This window comes from Veillonella sp. VA141, assembly GCF_003992175.1.
GTDB lineage: Bacteria > Bacillota > Negativicutes > Veillonellales > Veillonellaceae > F0422.
In genome coordinates this window covers 90,813-107,909 of the sequence record NZ_RQVM01000002.1, presented here as the reverse complement: position 1 = coordinate 107,909, position 17,097 = coordinate 90,813, and the positions used below count along the sequence as shown (strand labels likewise).

General features: G+C 39.2%; 2 protein-coding genes and 3 tRNA genes. All 5 read left to right on the top strand.

The genetic code is table 11. The features are described from left to right. Window positions 1-3 precede the first annotated feature (3 nt). The 5 genes from EO112_RS02760 (at window position 4) to EO112_RS02740 (ending at window position 16,955) form a co-directional block, all read left to right on the top strand. The gene (locus EO112_RS02760; RefSeq protein WP_127162820.1) at window positions 4-2,088 is read left to right on the top strand and encodes a DUF4261 domain-containing protein; all 2,085 of its coding nucleotides are present in this window, start codon (window positions 4-6) and stop codon (window positions 2,086-2,088) included. 276 nt (window positions 2,089-2,364) lie between these two features. After that, a tRNA-Pro gene (locus EO112_RS02755) sits at window positions 2,365-2,441 on the top strand. Between the two features lie 11 nt (window positions 2,442-2,452). Further along, a tRNA-Gly gene (locus tag EO112_RS02750) sits at window positions 2,453-2,526 on the top strand. A gap of 106 nt (window positions 2,527-2,632) precedes the next feature. Then, a tRNA-Arg gene (locus EO112_RS02745) sits at window positions 2,633-2,709 on the top strand. A gap of 1,541 nt (window positions 2,710-4,250) precedes the next feature. Beyond that, window positions 4,251-16,955: a YadA-like family protein gene (locus EO112_RS02740; RefSeq protein WP_127162818.1), complete on the top strand. Its 12,705-nt coding sequence runs from the start codon at window positions 4,251-4,253 to the stop codon at window positions 16,953-16,955. Window positions 16,956-17,097 lie beyond the last annotated feature (142 nt).

Genomic DNA, 17,097 nt, shown 5'->3' with positions numbered 1-17,097 from the left:
GATATGACAGCAGACAATAAGAAACGGATGCAATATGAACTATATATTCCAGCTCAATTTGATGAATCTTGTCGAGGTTCTTTAGAAATATTGATAGAACATAAGTTGGCGGATGTAGGAGAGGTTCATGAGGGGGAATCGGTATATAAAGAGAATGGTGAAATTGACCATTGTGTAGTTCGGTTTTCTATGGATGAAGGTTCTGAGTTAGTAGAGGAAATGCTTATCTCCTTGGATGAATTAGGGATTCCTTATGGTGCCAAGTTGTATCAAAATGGAAAGGTCATTGCAGAATTAGGTAATTTACATCATGTACATGTGATGCTGGATGCTTCCCTAGGGGATACAAAAAAATTCAAACGATTGGATGCTAAAATTACAGCGGCATTGGAAGAAAATAGTATTGTAAGTACAACATGTATCGATATTCCTAAGGGAATGGCAAGATTTGTGTATTATGTAGCAGATAAAGAGTTAGCGGTGGAAGTGATCAATACCTATCTTCGTAGAAGTGACTTAGGGGTAGGTGCTACCATTGATGTCATCGATTCAGGGCTGACCATTCATGAACGGTATATGTCAGATATATCTCGAGTGTATCGTGGGTTAGTTCCCGATGTATGGAACGTCATTCAAGGTGAATGGAAAGGGATATCACCACAAGAATGGATGCACCTATTAAAGCGATATCCTAAGACACCAGAAGGGCTTAGTTTCTTGCTGAATGTGGAAAATGGAACATACCAAAAAGAATATACTTCTTTACATGTAACATTTCCATTATTTATACATGATAATAAACAATTTTATTTATTGTCGGCTCGTCAAATGTTAACATTTGATCGGGATGGATTGAGTACAAGAAAACTAGATATTCAGGGTCCTACGGATAGACCATCACAAGTGCGTGCTACCCCTGCTAGCTGGGATTTATGCTTGTTTGCGGCTACTGGTGAAGGGGAAAGTGCATCTAGGCTATACCTTGACTTTAACCCAACCAAATCTGGTACAGTGGGACAAGTATTATACTTTAACGGTGAAACGAAAACGTTGACATTGCTAGGGCCATCTTTTAGTAATGTATTGTTAGTGCTAATGAAAGAAGCTTCTAATGGATCTGGAGATTATCTGATTCAGTCTATTATGGAAAAAACTATGAGTTTGGATGTAGATACCATGGATGTACAAAGTGCGGAAAACCAACTCTTGTTTGAAGCTATGCGGAATTTATCTGAAAGGATCTTAGATAGTATAGGCGATATGGGACCTATGATAGGTAAACGTGGTTTTATGGGGATGGTCTTGCTGGAAGATACAGTATTTGATGTGAATCGATTTAAGAAGGACCTGCTTGCAAGATGGGATATTGATTCGATTACCAGTCCGGAAGGGATGAAAGTTCGAGCTGCTATTGCGACAGTGGATGTGGATTCAGTAGAAGAAGATGACATGGAAGAAGCTCATTTCTTAGTGATTGATGGCTATAAAGTGGTAGTTGCCCCGTTCTCCTTTCCTATGCCACTACAGGCGGTAGAACAAGGTGGCATGAGAAATTACCTTTGGGAATCTGCTGTAGAGATAGGAACACGACATACGTACCATGTGGCGATTAGCATTGTGGAAGGTCCGGGTAATCCTTTGGAAGAAGGCATGTTGCTAGCCAAGCTACTTGCAGTGGCTACAGAGCAAGAGGGAGCTAGTGCAGTGTACACGAATGGCGTGCTATATGAAGCTGATAAATTCCATGAAGAAACGGAAAACTTACGAGATGATATGTTGCCTATGGCGAATATGATATGGGTAGATATGGATTTTGAAGAGGATGGCACCATCTCCTTATCTACGAGTGGGATGGAACTGTTCAACCAATTAAATGTGGAGTTCCTTCATTGTCCATGGGATCCAGAGAAAGCTTGGAACTATATCCTAAGTGTAGCGGATTATATCTTGACATCTGGTAAGCAGGTAGAAGATGGAGATTCCGTTGGTAGAACAGAGGAAGAACAATTAACGGTTCATATCAATGAGCCGGTCCATGCAGATGGAAAACAAAGCATACAAGTTTTCTTTACTGAAAGTGAAGAATAAATACAAGATGAAAGGGTGCGTTGGAATACTAGCGCACCCGTTTCTTTTAGTTATATATGGAATCATTGGTGCTATGAGTAGGGAGTACCGTGTTCCATTTCCACTTCCACTTGCCATGTACGGTTAGAAAAAAGTTAAATAAATTATAAAAAAATACTTGCATAGATGTAATGGATATGATATTATATATTTGTTGTTACAGCAAGTAGCAAACGGTAGTGAAACAGTGTTTCCCAAGGACAGTTAAGATGAATCACTACTATGGATAGAAGATATCGGGGCATAGCGCAGTTTGGTAGCGCACCTGGCTTGGGACCAGGGGGTCGCAGGTTCGAATCCTGCTGCTCCGACCATTTTCTTATGTGCGGGTGTAGCTCAATGGTAGAGCCCCAGCCTTCCAAGCTGGTTGCGAGGGTTCGATTCCCTTCACCCGCTCCACTTATACATGTGATTGTATTCAATACGCTCCCATACAGAGACAATGTCTATGTGATGGGTTATTTTATTATGTATGGGTAAATTGGATGTGATTGTAATTACATATGGTTCAGTAGCTCAGTTGGATAGAGCAACGGCCTTCTAAGCCGTGGGTCGGGGGTTCGAATCCCTCCTGGATCACCAGAGTACGAAGGATGCTACTTTATGTAGGATCCTTTTTGTGTGGCAGGGATGCTATCGCTAAGTTCTCCGCGTCGCTATGCTCCTAGAGAACTAAGCTTACCGCTATCCCTCCTGGATCACCAAGTATTAGCACTTTGTTTCGACAAGGTGCTTTTTCATTTGGAGGGCCCTTCGCTACGCTTCGGGGTGAACATCGTATCGACTAAGCGTGCGTCGTCGCTATGCTCCTAGCACACTAAGTCGATTACGTATCCCTCCTGGATCACCAAGTATTTAGGATTCTACTTGATGTAGGATCCTTTTTGTGTGGCAGGGATGCTATCGCTAAGACCTTCGCGTCGCCTATGGCTCCTAAAGGTCTAAGCTTGCCGCTATTTCAGGGAATCGAGGCACTAAGGATTCTGCGTCGCTTTGCTCCTAGAATCCTAAGTTGCCCTCGTATCCCTCCTGGATCACCACTAATAAAGATTCTATGTTTTCTAGAATCCTTTAATGAAAAGTTCTTCTATTCTAATCACCGAATTGACTGAATATAGTAATTCTGATAGTATAATAGATACTTAGATATGGCTCTTAAGAGCTCTTGGTGATGGAGGCATCACCTACTGAAAAAGGACAACACTATGTGTTGTCCTTTTTTGGATTCTAATTTCTCTAATTAATGAAAACGCCTAACGTAAAAGAGGTCTGATCACCTCACACGTTAGGTCCATTTCTTTTTGCCATTGAGATGAGCCTAACGCCGTTCACACGTTGATGGCTCTTCTTGTCTGTACCTGTAGTATAGCATAGTGTAAGAAAAAATGCTACTCTATTTCCGTGGCGAATAAGGCTAGAGGGTTCTATTGGTGAGATATCTAGGATGCTTATGACGCAGTCATGAACTTTGACTTTGACGGTATTGGCAAAACTCGGTGAATGATAAGAAACAAGTGTCCAAGATAGTTGAAGCTTTTGTATTTGAAGATAGTTTGGTAGTTTCACTTTGAATTTTTATGCGAAGTAAGTGATGCTTTCTTGTATTGGTACAGTTAAGCTTATAAAGGCGTATATATGTAATTAGCATAATTGAGAAATAGAATTACCTATAAAAGTAGGAAGAGAAAAAATATCTATTTCCAATTAATTCGATATGGTTATGCTGTTTTAATATATATGTACACGAATAGACGCAAAAAAATGTTGATACATCGATATTATTAGATGTAAATTTGGATAAAAAATTAATTTTTGTAAAAAAACTATTCTAATATGCACCAGATTGGTGTATAATAGAATAGAAAAATTATTTTTTTAACAAAGTAGTTTGTGTTAGGCGTTTAGTGTGAAAAGAGAGACCGGATGAGGGTCCCCCAAAGGATGGTGTGTAAATATATAATAAAATAATAATGAATGTTTATCTATTTTAATAAGTTGATTATGAAATACGTAAGCATTCAATTTTTTGTGCCATAAATGCTCAGCTTAGCAGTATGTATGGTAAGTGAGCATCACTAGTTTGTTATATAAATGTTGTCAACATATGTGTATAGGAGTTTAGTATGAACAAAATTTTTAAGGTCATTTGGAGTAAGTCAAAACAATGTTATATTGTTGTATCTGAAATGGCAAAAAACCATTCTGGTAAAAAGAAAATAGTTGTGGCTAGTATATTGGCGGCTATGGCTGTGGGAACAACAGTGTTTGTTGAAGCTGCAAAAGTAAATTTAGGAGGAGGTACGGCAGAAACTGAAGGGTCGATTGCAATAGGAACTGGATCTTTTGCAAAGGGGACTTCCTTTCCTAAGGGAGGAAATACACAAATTGACCCTAGTATTGCAATCGGCACTGGGGCAACAGCTGAGGGTAATTCATCATTAGCAATTGGTCTAAGTGCGACTGTTGATAAAAAGTCTTATGCAGTAGCTATTGGACGATATACAAAAGCCACTGATGATTATGGTATTGGTATAGGTTATAATGTTAGAGCTGATTTACATGGTGTGGCAGTTGGTGAACAAGCTCGCGCTCTGAAAGAAGGGGCTACTACACTAGGTGTTAGTTCCCGCGGCTATGGTAAAGGTGCCATTGCTATTGGTTGGCAATCCCTGGCGGGTGCCGATGTCTATACTGCAGGTGTACCAGGTAATGATATTAATAATGATAGCTCGAGCAAGATTAATGATTATAATAAATGGGGTGATATGTCTGTAGGCTTGCGTGCCTTGGCAACAGGTGGTAATGCTACAGCGTTAGGTCGTAATGCTGCAGCTACAGCGACAAATGCTGTAGCTATCGGCGGTGGTAATGGCAATAACTATGATGATAATACAGAAAGAACCCAAGCTACAGCGGAAAAAGCAGTAGCTATTGGTTATAAAGCCTTAGCATCTGATAAAAATGCTACATCTATAGGTACGGATGCACAGGCAAGTAAAGTTAGATCCACCGCGATTGGTTATGAAGTTAGAGCCACAGGAAACAATGCGGTAGCCATTGGTTCTAGCGACACGAATGCTAGAAAAGTAGTGGCTGCTGGGGAAAGTGCTATTGCTGTTGGTACAAAGGCGCAAGCTAATAATGATAGTTCCACTGCAATTGGTAAAGAAGCACTAGCTGGGAATACAAATGCTATCGCACTTGGTACATCTGCAGAAGGTAAAGGAGCGTCTTCTACAGCTATCGGTAACAGTGCACAAGCAACAAAAACAAATGCGATTGCCCTAGGTACTGGGGCTGACGCCAGCGAAGAGCAAGCAGTAGCCATTGGTAAGGGTGCGACTGCAGAACAGACTAATGCAGTAGCACTTGGTACATCTGCTACTTCAGGTGGCGCTAATGGTGTAGCGATAGGTAATGATGCACAGGCGCAGGCTAATGATACAATTGCTGTAGGTAGTACTTCTCGCGCTGAAAATGTAAATGATAGTGCGTTTGGTAATGCAGCTAAAGCTAGTGGTGGTGGTTCAACAGCCATCGGTTATATAGTAAAAACTACTGGTAATCAGGCCTTTGGTGCTGGCTCTAATTCAGAGGTATCTGGTACAGCGGCAATAGGGATTGGCTATAAAGTAACCGCATCAGGTAATCGCTCCATTAGCATTGGTAATGATAATGGAGTTATTCAGACGCAGGCCTCTGGTGAAAAAGCAATTGCTATTGGTTCAGGCGTGCAATCGACAGGCAGCGCTTCTACAGCTATAGGTAAAGGTGCAATTGCAAGTCAAGACAATGCCTTTGCAGCAGGTACAGAAGCAAAAGCACAAGCAACTGATACAGTGGCCATTGGTTCAGGGGTTACTGCTTCAGGTTTACAATCTATTAGTATTGGTAGTACATTTAACAATATAACGAATCAAGCGACTGGTAAAGCTTCTATTGCCATTGGTGCCGCTGCACAGTCTAAGGGTGATGGATCTGTAGCTTTGGGTAGAAATGTAAAGGTCTTGAGGGAATATACCACAGCAGTGGGTATGAATATCACCGCTAGTGATAATGCTTCTGCTAGTACGATTCTAGGTTATAACTCGTATACAAAAGCTAATCAGTCTGTTAATATTGGTTCTACTGTATATACTGAAGCAGGAGGTCAATATTCCACAGCTATTGGTTATACTTTAAGTGTAAGTGGAAAAAATGCTATTGGAATTGGCTCCAGTGATGACGGTATTGCTGATGATAAAAAATTAATGGCTACAGGTGAAAGCTCTATTGCCATTGGTACAAGAGCACAAGGTAAAGCAACAGGTGCAACAGCTATTGGTAAAGAAGCGATAGCGACAGCATCTAGCGCGATGGCTTTAGGTACTAATGCAAATGCTGCCTTAGCACATTCGGTAGCACTAGGTGAAGGGTCTACTACAACGGAAGCAGATGGAGCTGGAAAAATAGCATATTTAACTAATGAATCTACTAACAATAGTGGTAATGGTGTGATATCTGTTGGTAATAAGCGAAATGCTTCTGATACAGGTACTATTACACGTCGTATTGTCAGTGTAGCGGGTGGTACTGATGATTATGATGCGGTTAATGTAAAACAATTAAAAGCATTAGAAGCGAACGAACGCCATATTAAAGTTAAAACAGGAAATGCTGCATATACACCAGATGCGAATGGTAAAATAACGTTAAACTATGTAAATGGTAAAGGCGAGGATGTCCCTAATGAAGTGACAGAGATTAAAGACGTAGCCAAAAAATCTGATGAATGGACATTGCGGACACAAGATGGAAATACTACGGCAGTGGCTACACCTCAAACAGTGAATGGTTTAACTAAAAAAGCTGTCACTTTAAAAGCAGGTGACAATATTGCCATTTCTAATACTAATGGTGTTGTTACGTTGAATGTAACAAATGTTGTAAAATCTGTGGCTACTGATAATACAAATGCATTAGATATTTCTAATACTAATGGGACTGTTAAAATCAACCCTAAATTGGCGAGTTCTGTGAATGCAGCAGGAGAGGCTAATAAACTAGTAACGGCAGGTACTGTAAAAACAGCTCTTGATGATAAAATTGATAAAACAGCTGAGATGCACATCAAATCAGGTGAGTATACAGTAAATACTGATGGTACAGCTTCTTTGACTCAACAAAATGGTAATAACCAAGATCAAAGCACTCGCGTTACGATTAAAGATATTGCTAAAAAATCTGTAGTAGATACATTGCAGTCCGATTATAATACTTTCAAAACAAAAGCTATTACTTTCACAGGTGATGACAACCAAGGTGTAGCTCGTAGATTAGATACAACATTAACTGTAAAAGGTGGTGCGAATTACACCTCTACTATACCGAATACTAATATTCGTGTGGAAAAAGACGGTACGACTGGATTAGCTGTTAAATTATCTGATAAGTTAACAGGTATAAAAGAAATTTCTGGCACTGGTTCGCAAGATTTAGTGATCAATAATGGTAATACTAAAGTCACTGTAAAAGCTCCATCTAATGGAGACAATGGTACAGTCGACTTTGGTAATGCTAAAGTAGTAGCGCCTAATTTAGATGCGAGCATCTCTTATAAAGCAGGTAATGGAGATACTAAGAAAACAGTTAAATTACAAGATGGATTTAACTTCACAGCCGCTACAGACACTACTACCACTGCAGAAGGTCCAAAATCTGGCCTTGCTATCAAAGCAGAGGATAATGGCAAAGTTACATTTGGCTTAGATAAAGCGACTCGCAATACTATCGATAATGCAGCAGATAAAAACTTGAGTAATTTAACTGACACTGGTAAAGATAAAGTCAAAGAATTGGCGAAAACAGCAGCACAAGATGCTGTGAAAGTAGCAGCGGGTACTAATACAACTGTTGCAACTGATACAACGACAACTTCAGGTGTAACGACATATAAAGTAAATGCAAACGATACAACAGTAGCAGTTACTGGAAATGGCCTTGCCATTACTGGTGGCGATTTAGGTACAGATAAAGTACGTAAATATTCCTTAGATTTATCTGCAGCTACTAAAGGTAAATTAGCTGCGGTAGGAAATATAGCAACCAATGTAATTGGTGGAACTACAATTGCTACAGATGGTACTGTAACAGGACCAACTTTCAGTATTACTAAAGCAGATGGTACTGCTGAAAATGCTGGAACTATTAAAGAGGCCATCGAAAAACTAGATTCAGCGAATAAAGGACAAAATACTAAGATTTCTGGAAATACAGAAAAACTAACAAAATTAGGTGAAACTGTTACTACCAACTATAATGATTTATCTAAAAAAATCAGTGATGGTACTACGAATATAACTAATACACTTACTACCAAAGGCTTGAATTTCACTGGTAATGACACAACTGATGCTGGCAAAGTACACCGTGATTTAGGTACTACTTTGACAATCAAAGGTGCAGAAAACTTCACTCGTGAAGCTAATGCTAAGAATAATATTGATGTAGTGAAAAATACTGCAGGTGATGGTTTTGATGTGAAATTAGCAGCAAACCTTGCTAATATGAAAGAAATCTCTGGTAATGGCAAAGATGACTTAGTGATTAAAAATGGTGATGCTACCATTACCTTGAAACCTAAAAAAGACGCAGAAGGTACTAACCCTGCGACACCAGCTACAGTCGACTTTGGTGAAACGAAAGTAGTAGCATCTAACTTAGATGCGAATATCGCTTATAAAGCTGGTAGTGAAGATACTAAGAAAAAAGTGAAACTACAAGATGGATTTAATTTCACTGCAGCCACAGACACTACTACCACTGCAGAAGGTCCTAAATCTGGTTTAGCGATTAAAGCAGAAGATAATGGCAAAGTAACATTTGGTTTAGATAAAGCGACTCGTAGTACTATTGACAATGCAGTGGATAAAAACTTAAGTAATTTATCTAATGATGGTGAAAATAAAGTTAAAGAGCTAGCAAAAGGCGCAGCTCAAGATGCTGTGAAAGTAGCAGATGGTATTAACACAACTGTTACTACGGATACAACGACTACAGGAGTAACTACGTATAAAGTAAATGCTAACGATACAACAGTAGCAGTTACAGGAGATGGACTTGCGATTAAAGGTGGAGATTTAGGTACAGATAAAGTACGTAAGTATTCCTTAGATTTATCTGATGCAACAAAAGGTAAATTAAAAGCAGTAGATGGTTTATCTACTGTTATCGGTGGTACTAATATTACAACAGATGGAACTGTAACAGGACCTACTTTCAACATTACTAAAGCAGATGGTACAACAGAAGAAGCAACTACTATTAAAGATGCTATTGATAAGTTAAATGCTACGAATGCTGGACAAAACACTAAGATTTCTGAAACTGCAGGTAAAGTAACAACCTTAGAAGGTAAAGTAAATGGTATCGTTGATAACGGTATGGTATTCGCTGGCGATGAGGCAACAGCAGATAAAGTGACTCGTAAATTAGGAGAAACTTTAAATATCCACGGTCAAAACAATATCACTGTGAAAAAAGATGGTACTGCAGTAGATACATTAAATGTAAAACTTGCTAGTGATTTGAAAAATATCACATCTATCAGCAGTGGAGATGGCACAACGGGCTCTAAAGTTACATTAGATGCAAATGGTGTATCCATTGCTAATACAGCAGCAGGTGCAGGTGGAGCAGCGGGTGAAACTAAAACTGTAACAATCGGTAAAGATGGCATCAATACTGGTGGTATGAAAATCACTAATGTAGCGAAAGCAGAAGCAGATGGCGATGCAGCAAACAAAAAATATGTAGATGAGGCTATTTCTAATTTAGATACTACTATTAGAGGTAATGCTACATTAAACTTTGCTGGTAATGTGACAAAAGATGCACAAGATAACGCAACTGAAAAAGTAGGTTTATCCTTGGCAACAGGTACATTACATGTGAATGGTGCTAATAACGAAATCACTACGACAGCAAAAGGAGATACAATTACAGTTGGATTAGCTGAAACTGTAAAAGCTCAATTAGCAAAAATAGGTGATACATCCTCTAACGGACGTGATGGTGCAAATGGCTTAACTGGTAAAGATGGCTTAAATGACAAAACTTTAACAGATAAAGTGAATGCCTTACGTAACGGCGAAGCTGGATCTGTGGTATATACTAATGATGCTGGTGACCGTGTGGTAAAAGCAAAAGATGGTAAATACTATAAAGCTGATGAAGTAAAAGCTGATGGTACTGTAAAAACTGCTGAGGAAAATAACGGTAAAGCACCAAAAGTAGTAGAGAATCCACAAGCACGTGTTGTGAATGGTAATGGAGAAACTACAGTTCCTACAACCTTGTCCAATATCGCTGATGGCAAAGTAGCAGCAGGTTCTAAAGATGCTGTGAACGGCGGTCAATTGAATACTGTTAAAACTGAGTTAGCCACAGCCTTAGGTGGTGGTGCTAAAGTAGAAAACGGTGTATTCACAGGACCAACGTACAACATCACAAAAGATGATGGTACAGGCACAGAAGCAACATCTAATGTTGGTGAAGCAATCAGTAAATTAGATGGCCGTATCAACAATGCTAATACTACGCTTGCTAATAAAGGTTTAGATTTCACAGGTAATGATACAACTGCGAAAGTACACCGTAATTTAGGTGAAACTTTAACAATCAAAGGTGCAGAAAACTTTACTCGTGAAGCAGCTGAGAACAACATCAAAGTTGTGAAAAATAACAATGATCTTGATGTGAAATTAGCAGCAAACCTTGCTAATATCAAATCTATCAGTAATGCTACGGGAGCAGGTAAACCAGGCTCTACTATCACCTTAGATGCAGATGGCGTATCCATTGCTAATACAGCAGCAGGTCAAGATGGTGCAGTAGGAGAAACTAAAACTGTAACAATCGGTAAAGACGGTATCAATGCCGGTGGCATGAAAATCACTAATGTAACGAAAGCAGAAGCAGATGGCGATGCAGCAAACAAAAAATATGTAGATGATGCGATTTCTAACTTAAATACAACAGTGACTAATAATGCAAATCTACGTTATGCTGGTGATACTAACGAAGGTGCAACAAATGGTGAAGATCACTTGAACTTACCATTAGCGACTGCTACTTTAAAAGTAGCAGGTACAGCTGATCAAATCAAAACTGTAGCTAACAATGGAACCATTACTTTATCCTTAGATGAAAAAGTGACAAACAAATTAGCTAAACTTGGTGACACAGCTTCCAACGGGCGTGATGGTGCTAATGGTTTAACCGGTAAAGATGGCTTAAATGACAAAACTTTAACAGAAAAAGTAAATGCCTTGCGTAATGGCGAAGCTGGATCTGTAGTATATACAGATGAAAATGGCGTACGTTTAGTAAAAGCTAAAGATGGAGAATACTATAAAGCTGCAGATGTAGATAAAGATGGCAATGTATTGAATGGTGCAACAAAAGCTACTACTGTAGAAGCTCGTTTAGTAAATCCTAAAGGAGAAACTACAGTTCCTACCAAATTGTCCAACATCGCAGATGGCAAAGTAGCAGCAGGTTCCAAAGACGCTGTGAACGGTGGTCAATTATATACTGCTAAATCTGAAATTGGTGCTATCATCGGTGGCACAACAATTAATGAAAATGGCAAAATTACAGGACCAACTTTCAGTATTACAAATGCGGCTGGTACTAAAGATGATGCAACTACAATTAAGGATGCTATTGAAAAATTAGATGCTACTAATGAAGCACAAAACACAAAAATTAACGATACAGCAGAAAAAGTTACTACTTTAGATGGAAAAGTAGATGGTATCGTTGAGAAAGGCATGGTATTTGCTGGTGATGATGCAACAGCAGATAAAGTGACTCGTAAATTAGGAGAAACTTTAAATATCCATGGTCAAAACAACATCACTGTGAAAAAAGATGGTACTGCAGTAGATACATTAAATGTAAAACTTGCTAGTGATTTGAAAAATATCACATCTATCAGCAGTGGAGATGGCACAACGGGCTCTAAAGTTACATTAGATGCAGATGGTGTATCCATCGCTAATACTGCAGCAGGCCAAGGTGGAGCAGCGGGTGAAACTAAAACTGTAACAATCGGTAAAGATGGTATCAATGCTGGTGGCATGAAAATCACTAATGTAGGAGAAGCTAAAGATAATGGCGATGCAGCGAATAAAAAATATGTAGATGATGCAATTACTAACTTGAATACAACAGTGACGAATAATGCAAATCTACGTTATGCTGGTGATACTAACGTAGGTGCAGCAGCTGATGCAGATCACTTAAACTTACCATTGGCCACAGGTACTTTAAAAGTAGCTGGTACTGCTGATCAAATCAAAACTGTAGCTAATAATGGAACCATTACTTTATCCTTAGATGAAAAAGTGACAAATAAGTTAGATAAACTTGGTGATACTGCTTCTAATGGACGTGATGGCAAAGATGGTGCATCTGGTGCGAAAGGCTTAACTGGTGCAGATGGCTTAAATGACAAAACGTTAACAGATAAAGTGAATGCATTGCGTAACGGCGAAGCTGGATCTGTAGTATATACTAATGATGCTGGCGACCGTGTGGTAAAAGCAAAAGATGGTAAATACTATAAAGCTGATGAAGTAAAGGCTGACGGTACTGTAAAAACTCCTGAGGAAAATAACGGTAAAGCACCGAAAGTAGTAGAGAATCCACAAGCACGTGTTGTGAATGGTAATGGAGAAACTACAGTTCCTACAACCTTGTCTAACATCGCTGATGGCAAAGTAGCAGCAAACTCCAAGGATGCTGTAAACGGCGGTCAATTACATACTGTGAAATCTGACCTAGCTACAGCACTCGGTGGAGATTCTAAAGTTAATGCTGACGGATCCTTCACAGGCCCTACATACAACATCACAAAAGATGATGGCACAGGTACAGAACCAGTTAATAATGTAGGTGCTGCGATTTCTAAATTAGATGGTCGTATCAATAATGCGAACACTGTCCTTGGCAATAAAGGCTTAGATTTCTATGGCAATAAAGATGCTGCTGACACAGATAAAGTACATCGCAATCTTGGTGAGGCTTTAAAAGTGAAAGGTGCAGAAAACTTCACTCGTGAGGCTAATGCTAAGAATAATATTGATGTAGTGAAAAATACTGCAGGTGATGGTTTTGATGTGAAATTAGCAGAAAACCTTGCTAATATAAAAGAAATCTCTGGTAATGGCAAAGATAACCTAGTGATTAAAAACGGCGATGCTACCATTACCTTGAAACCTAAAAAAGACGCAGAAGGCACTAACCCTGCTACACCAGCTACAGTAGATTTTGGCGATACGAAAGTAGTAGCATCTAACTTAGATGCATCCATTAAATATCGTGCCAACGATGAAGAGGTAGGCAAAGCTAAATCTGTTAAATTAGCCGATGGATTTAACTTTGTAGCAAGCAAAGATGCAACGACTACTGCAGAAGGTCCTAAATCTGGTTTAGCAATCACAACAGGCGATAATGGTGTAGTTACATTTGGTTTAGATAAAGCGACTCGTAGCACTATTGATAATGCTACAGATAAAAACTTAAGCAATTTATCTGATGCTGGTAAAGACAAAGTCAAAGAATTAGCAAAAGGTGCAGCACAAGATGCTGTGAAAGTAGCAGATGGTATTAATACAACTGTTGAAAAAGATACAGCAACTGCAGGCGTAACTACGTATAAAGTAAATGCTAACGATACAACAGTAGCAGTGAATGCAGATAGCTTAGCTATTGCTGGTGGTGACCTAGATGCTACAACTAAAGTCCGTGCGTATACATTAGATTTATCTGACACAGTAAAAGCAAAATTAAATGCTATTAACAATGTTGGTGACACAGCATCTAACGGTCGTGATGGCAAAGATGGTACATCTAGCGCACAAGGCTTAACTGGTAAAGACGGCTTAAATGACAAAACTTTAACAGATAAAGTGAATGCATTACGTAACGGCGAAGCTGGATCTGTGGTATATACTAATGATGCTGGTGACCGTGTGGTAAAAGCAAAAGATGGTAAATACTATAAAGCTGATGAAGTAAAAGCTGACGGCACTGTAAAAACTGCTGAGGAAAATAACGGTAAAGCACCAAAAGTAGTAGAGAATCCACAAGCACGTGTTGTGAATGGTAATGGAGAAACTACAGCTCCTACTACCTTGTCCAACATCGCTGATGGCAAAGTAGCAGCAAACTCCAAGGATGCTGTAAACGGTGGTCAATTACACACTGTGAAATCTGACCTAGCTACAGCACTTGGTGGAGATTCTAAAGTGAATGCAGATGGTTCTTTCACAGGTCCTACATATAACATCACTAAAGATGATGGCACAGGTACAGAAGAAGTTAAGAATGTAGGGGATGCGATTTCTAAATTAGATGGTCGTATCAACAATGCGAACACGGCTCTTGGTAATAAAGGCTTAGATTTCTATGGCAATAAAGATGCTGCTGACACAGATAAAGTACATCGCAACCTTGGTGAAGCTTTAAAAGTGAAAGGTGCAGAAAACTTCACTCGTGAGGCTAATGCTAAGAATAATATTGATGTAGTGAAAAATACTGCAGGTGATGGTTTTGATGTGAAATTAGCAGAAAACCTTGGTAACATTAAAGAAATCGCTGGTAATGGCAAAGATAACCTAGTGATTAAAAATGGTGATGCTACCATTACCTTGAAACCTAAAAAAGAGGCAGAAGGTACTAACCCTGCTACACCAGCTACAGTCGATTTTGGCAATACAAAAGTAGTAGCATCTAACTTAGATGCGTCCATTACATATCGTGCTAATAGTGCAGAAGATGCGGATGCTAAGACTGTAAAATTACAAAAAGGCTTGAACTTCGTATCTGGTGATGGCACAACAGCTACTGCTGAAACAGCAAAAGCAGGCATCACAATTGCAGCCGATAAAGATGGTAAAGTTGTATTTGGCTTAAATGAAGCAACTCGTAATGCTATCGATAATGCAGCTGATAAAAATTTAAGCAATTTATCTGATGATGGTAAAAACAAAGTAAAAGAATTGGCTAAGACAGCGGCTCAAGAATCTGTGAAAGTAGCTTCTGGTAACAATGTGACCGTAACACCTGAAACAAAAGATGGTGTTACTACATACACGGTTAATGGTCGTGATACAACGGTAAAAGCGGCTGAAAATGGAAGTGTTTCTGTCTCTGGCGGCACTTTGAACGACAAAGGTGAACGTGAATACACAGTGGATTTAACGGATGCAGCGAAAGCAGAAATTGCTAAAGTAGCAGGTATCGATAAACGATTAGGTGAAGCGGAAAAAGCAATTGCTGATAACAAAACCGCTATTAATACTAATAAAGATAATATCAAAGCTAATAAAGATGCTATTAAAGCTAATAAAGACGCTATCGATGCTAATAAAAAAGCTGTTGATGAAGATATTAAAGCCTTAAAAGGTAATACAGCGACTAAAGACTTAGATAATGTATCCGATAAAGGTAAAGAAGTTATTACTGGTTTAATTGATGTGAAAGGTGAAAATGGTGTGACTGTTACACCAAGCGCTGATGCAACATCAAAAGTAAAAACTTTCACAGTGAAGATTGGCGATTCTGCTACATTTGGTAAGGGTGATAAAGCCGTTGCTATCGATGGAACTAAAGGTACTATTACTGTAGGTGACAAAGATAAAACGAATACAGCTATCACTCCTGAAGGTGTGACAGTAACGACTAAAAATGCTGATGGCACAGATAAGTCTAAAGTAGAAATCAAAGATGGTACGATTTCAGGCTTAACCAATACTGATTGGGATTCTACGAAAGTAGCTACAGCAGAAGATGCGAAGAAAGATCCAACATCTGCGACAGCGAAAGAACGTGGTAAAGCAGCGACACAAGGTCAAATCAAAGACGTGGTAGAAAAAATTGTTAATGGCCGCGGATTTGAAGGAGATGATAATAAAAAAGTTAGCGTTGCGTTAGGCGATACGTTAGGTATTAAAGGTGGAGCTACTGGCCCATTAACAGATAATAATATTGGTGTAGTATCTACTGAAGCAAAAGATGGCAAGCCAGCTACAATGACTGTGAAATTGGCAAAAGATGTGAAAATGAAAGATGGTTCCACATCCTACGACTACTACTTACCTGAAATAAAAACAAATCCAGATGGTTCTAAAGAAATTGTTAAGAATGCAGATGGATCTGTGAAATACAAATTGGGTAAAGATGGTAATCCAATTCGCTTAGTGACAACTACAGTTAATGGTGAAGGGGTAACGATTGCACCAGTGAAAGGATTAGATAAACCGACTGTTTCCTTAACAGCGGATGGTCTAGACAATGGCGGCAACCAAATTCACAATGTAGCAGCAGGTACTCTTAATACGGATGCAGCCACAGTAGGTCAAGTACGTGCAGCAGCACATGCTTTAAATAACCGTGTGAATGAGGCAGGTGCTCATGCAGCGGCATTAGCAGCGATGAATCCATTGAGCTATGATCCTCTTAAAAAATCTCAAGTCATGGCAGGCGTTGGCTCCTATAAAGGTAACAAAGCCTTAGCATTAGGTGTGGCTCATTATGCTAACGAAGATACTCTATTTAATGTAGGTGTTGCCGTTGGCGATGGAAGCAACATGGTCAATGCAGGTGTGACATATCGATTTGGTGGAGAAGACAGTGCGGTTCCTGAACGTTACAAAGGCGGTCCAATTTCTTCTGTCTATGTAATGCAAGACGAAGTAAGTGCATTAAAAGCAGAAAATGCTGAAATGAAAGCACAAATGAAAATGCTTATGGAACGTATTGAAATGTTAGCGGCAAAATAACTCAATAGGAGATAGCTTATCGCTATATGAAAGAATGGACATCACGTCGAAAGACGTGGTGTCCATTTTACATGCTAGAAATGGACTACAGTATGTGATAGTGATTATTGGTAAAATGATGAAGGTACTGGTGATGACGACA

Excerpts from the sequence above, each read along its gene's own strand:
- EO112_RS02760 (WP_127162820.1), top strand. The coding sequence starts at position 4 with ATGACAGCAGACAATAAGAAACGGATGCAATATGAACTATATATTCCA.
- EO112_RS02740 (WP_127162818.1), top strand. The coding sequence starts at position 4,251 with ATGAACAAAATTTTTAAGGTCATTTGGAGTAAGTCAAAACAATGTTAT.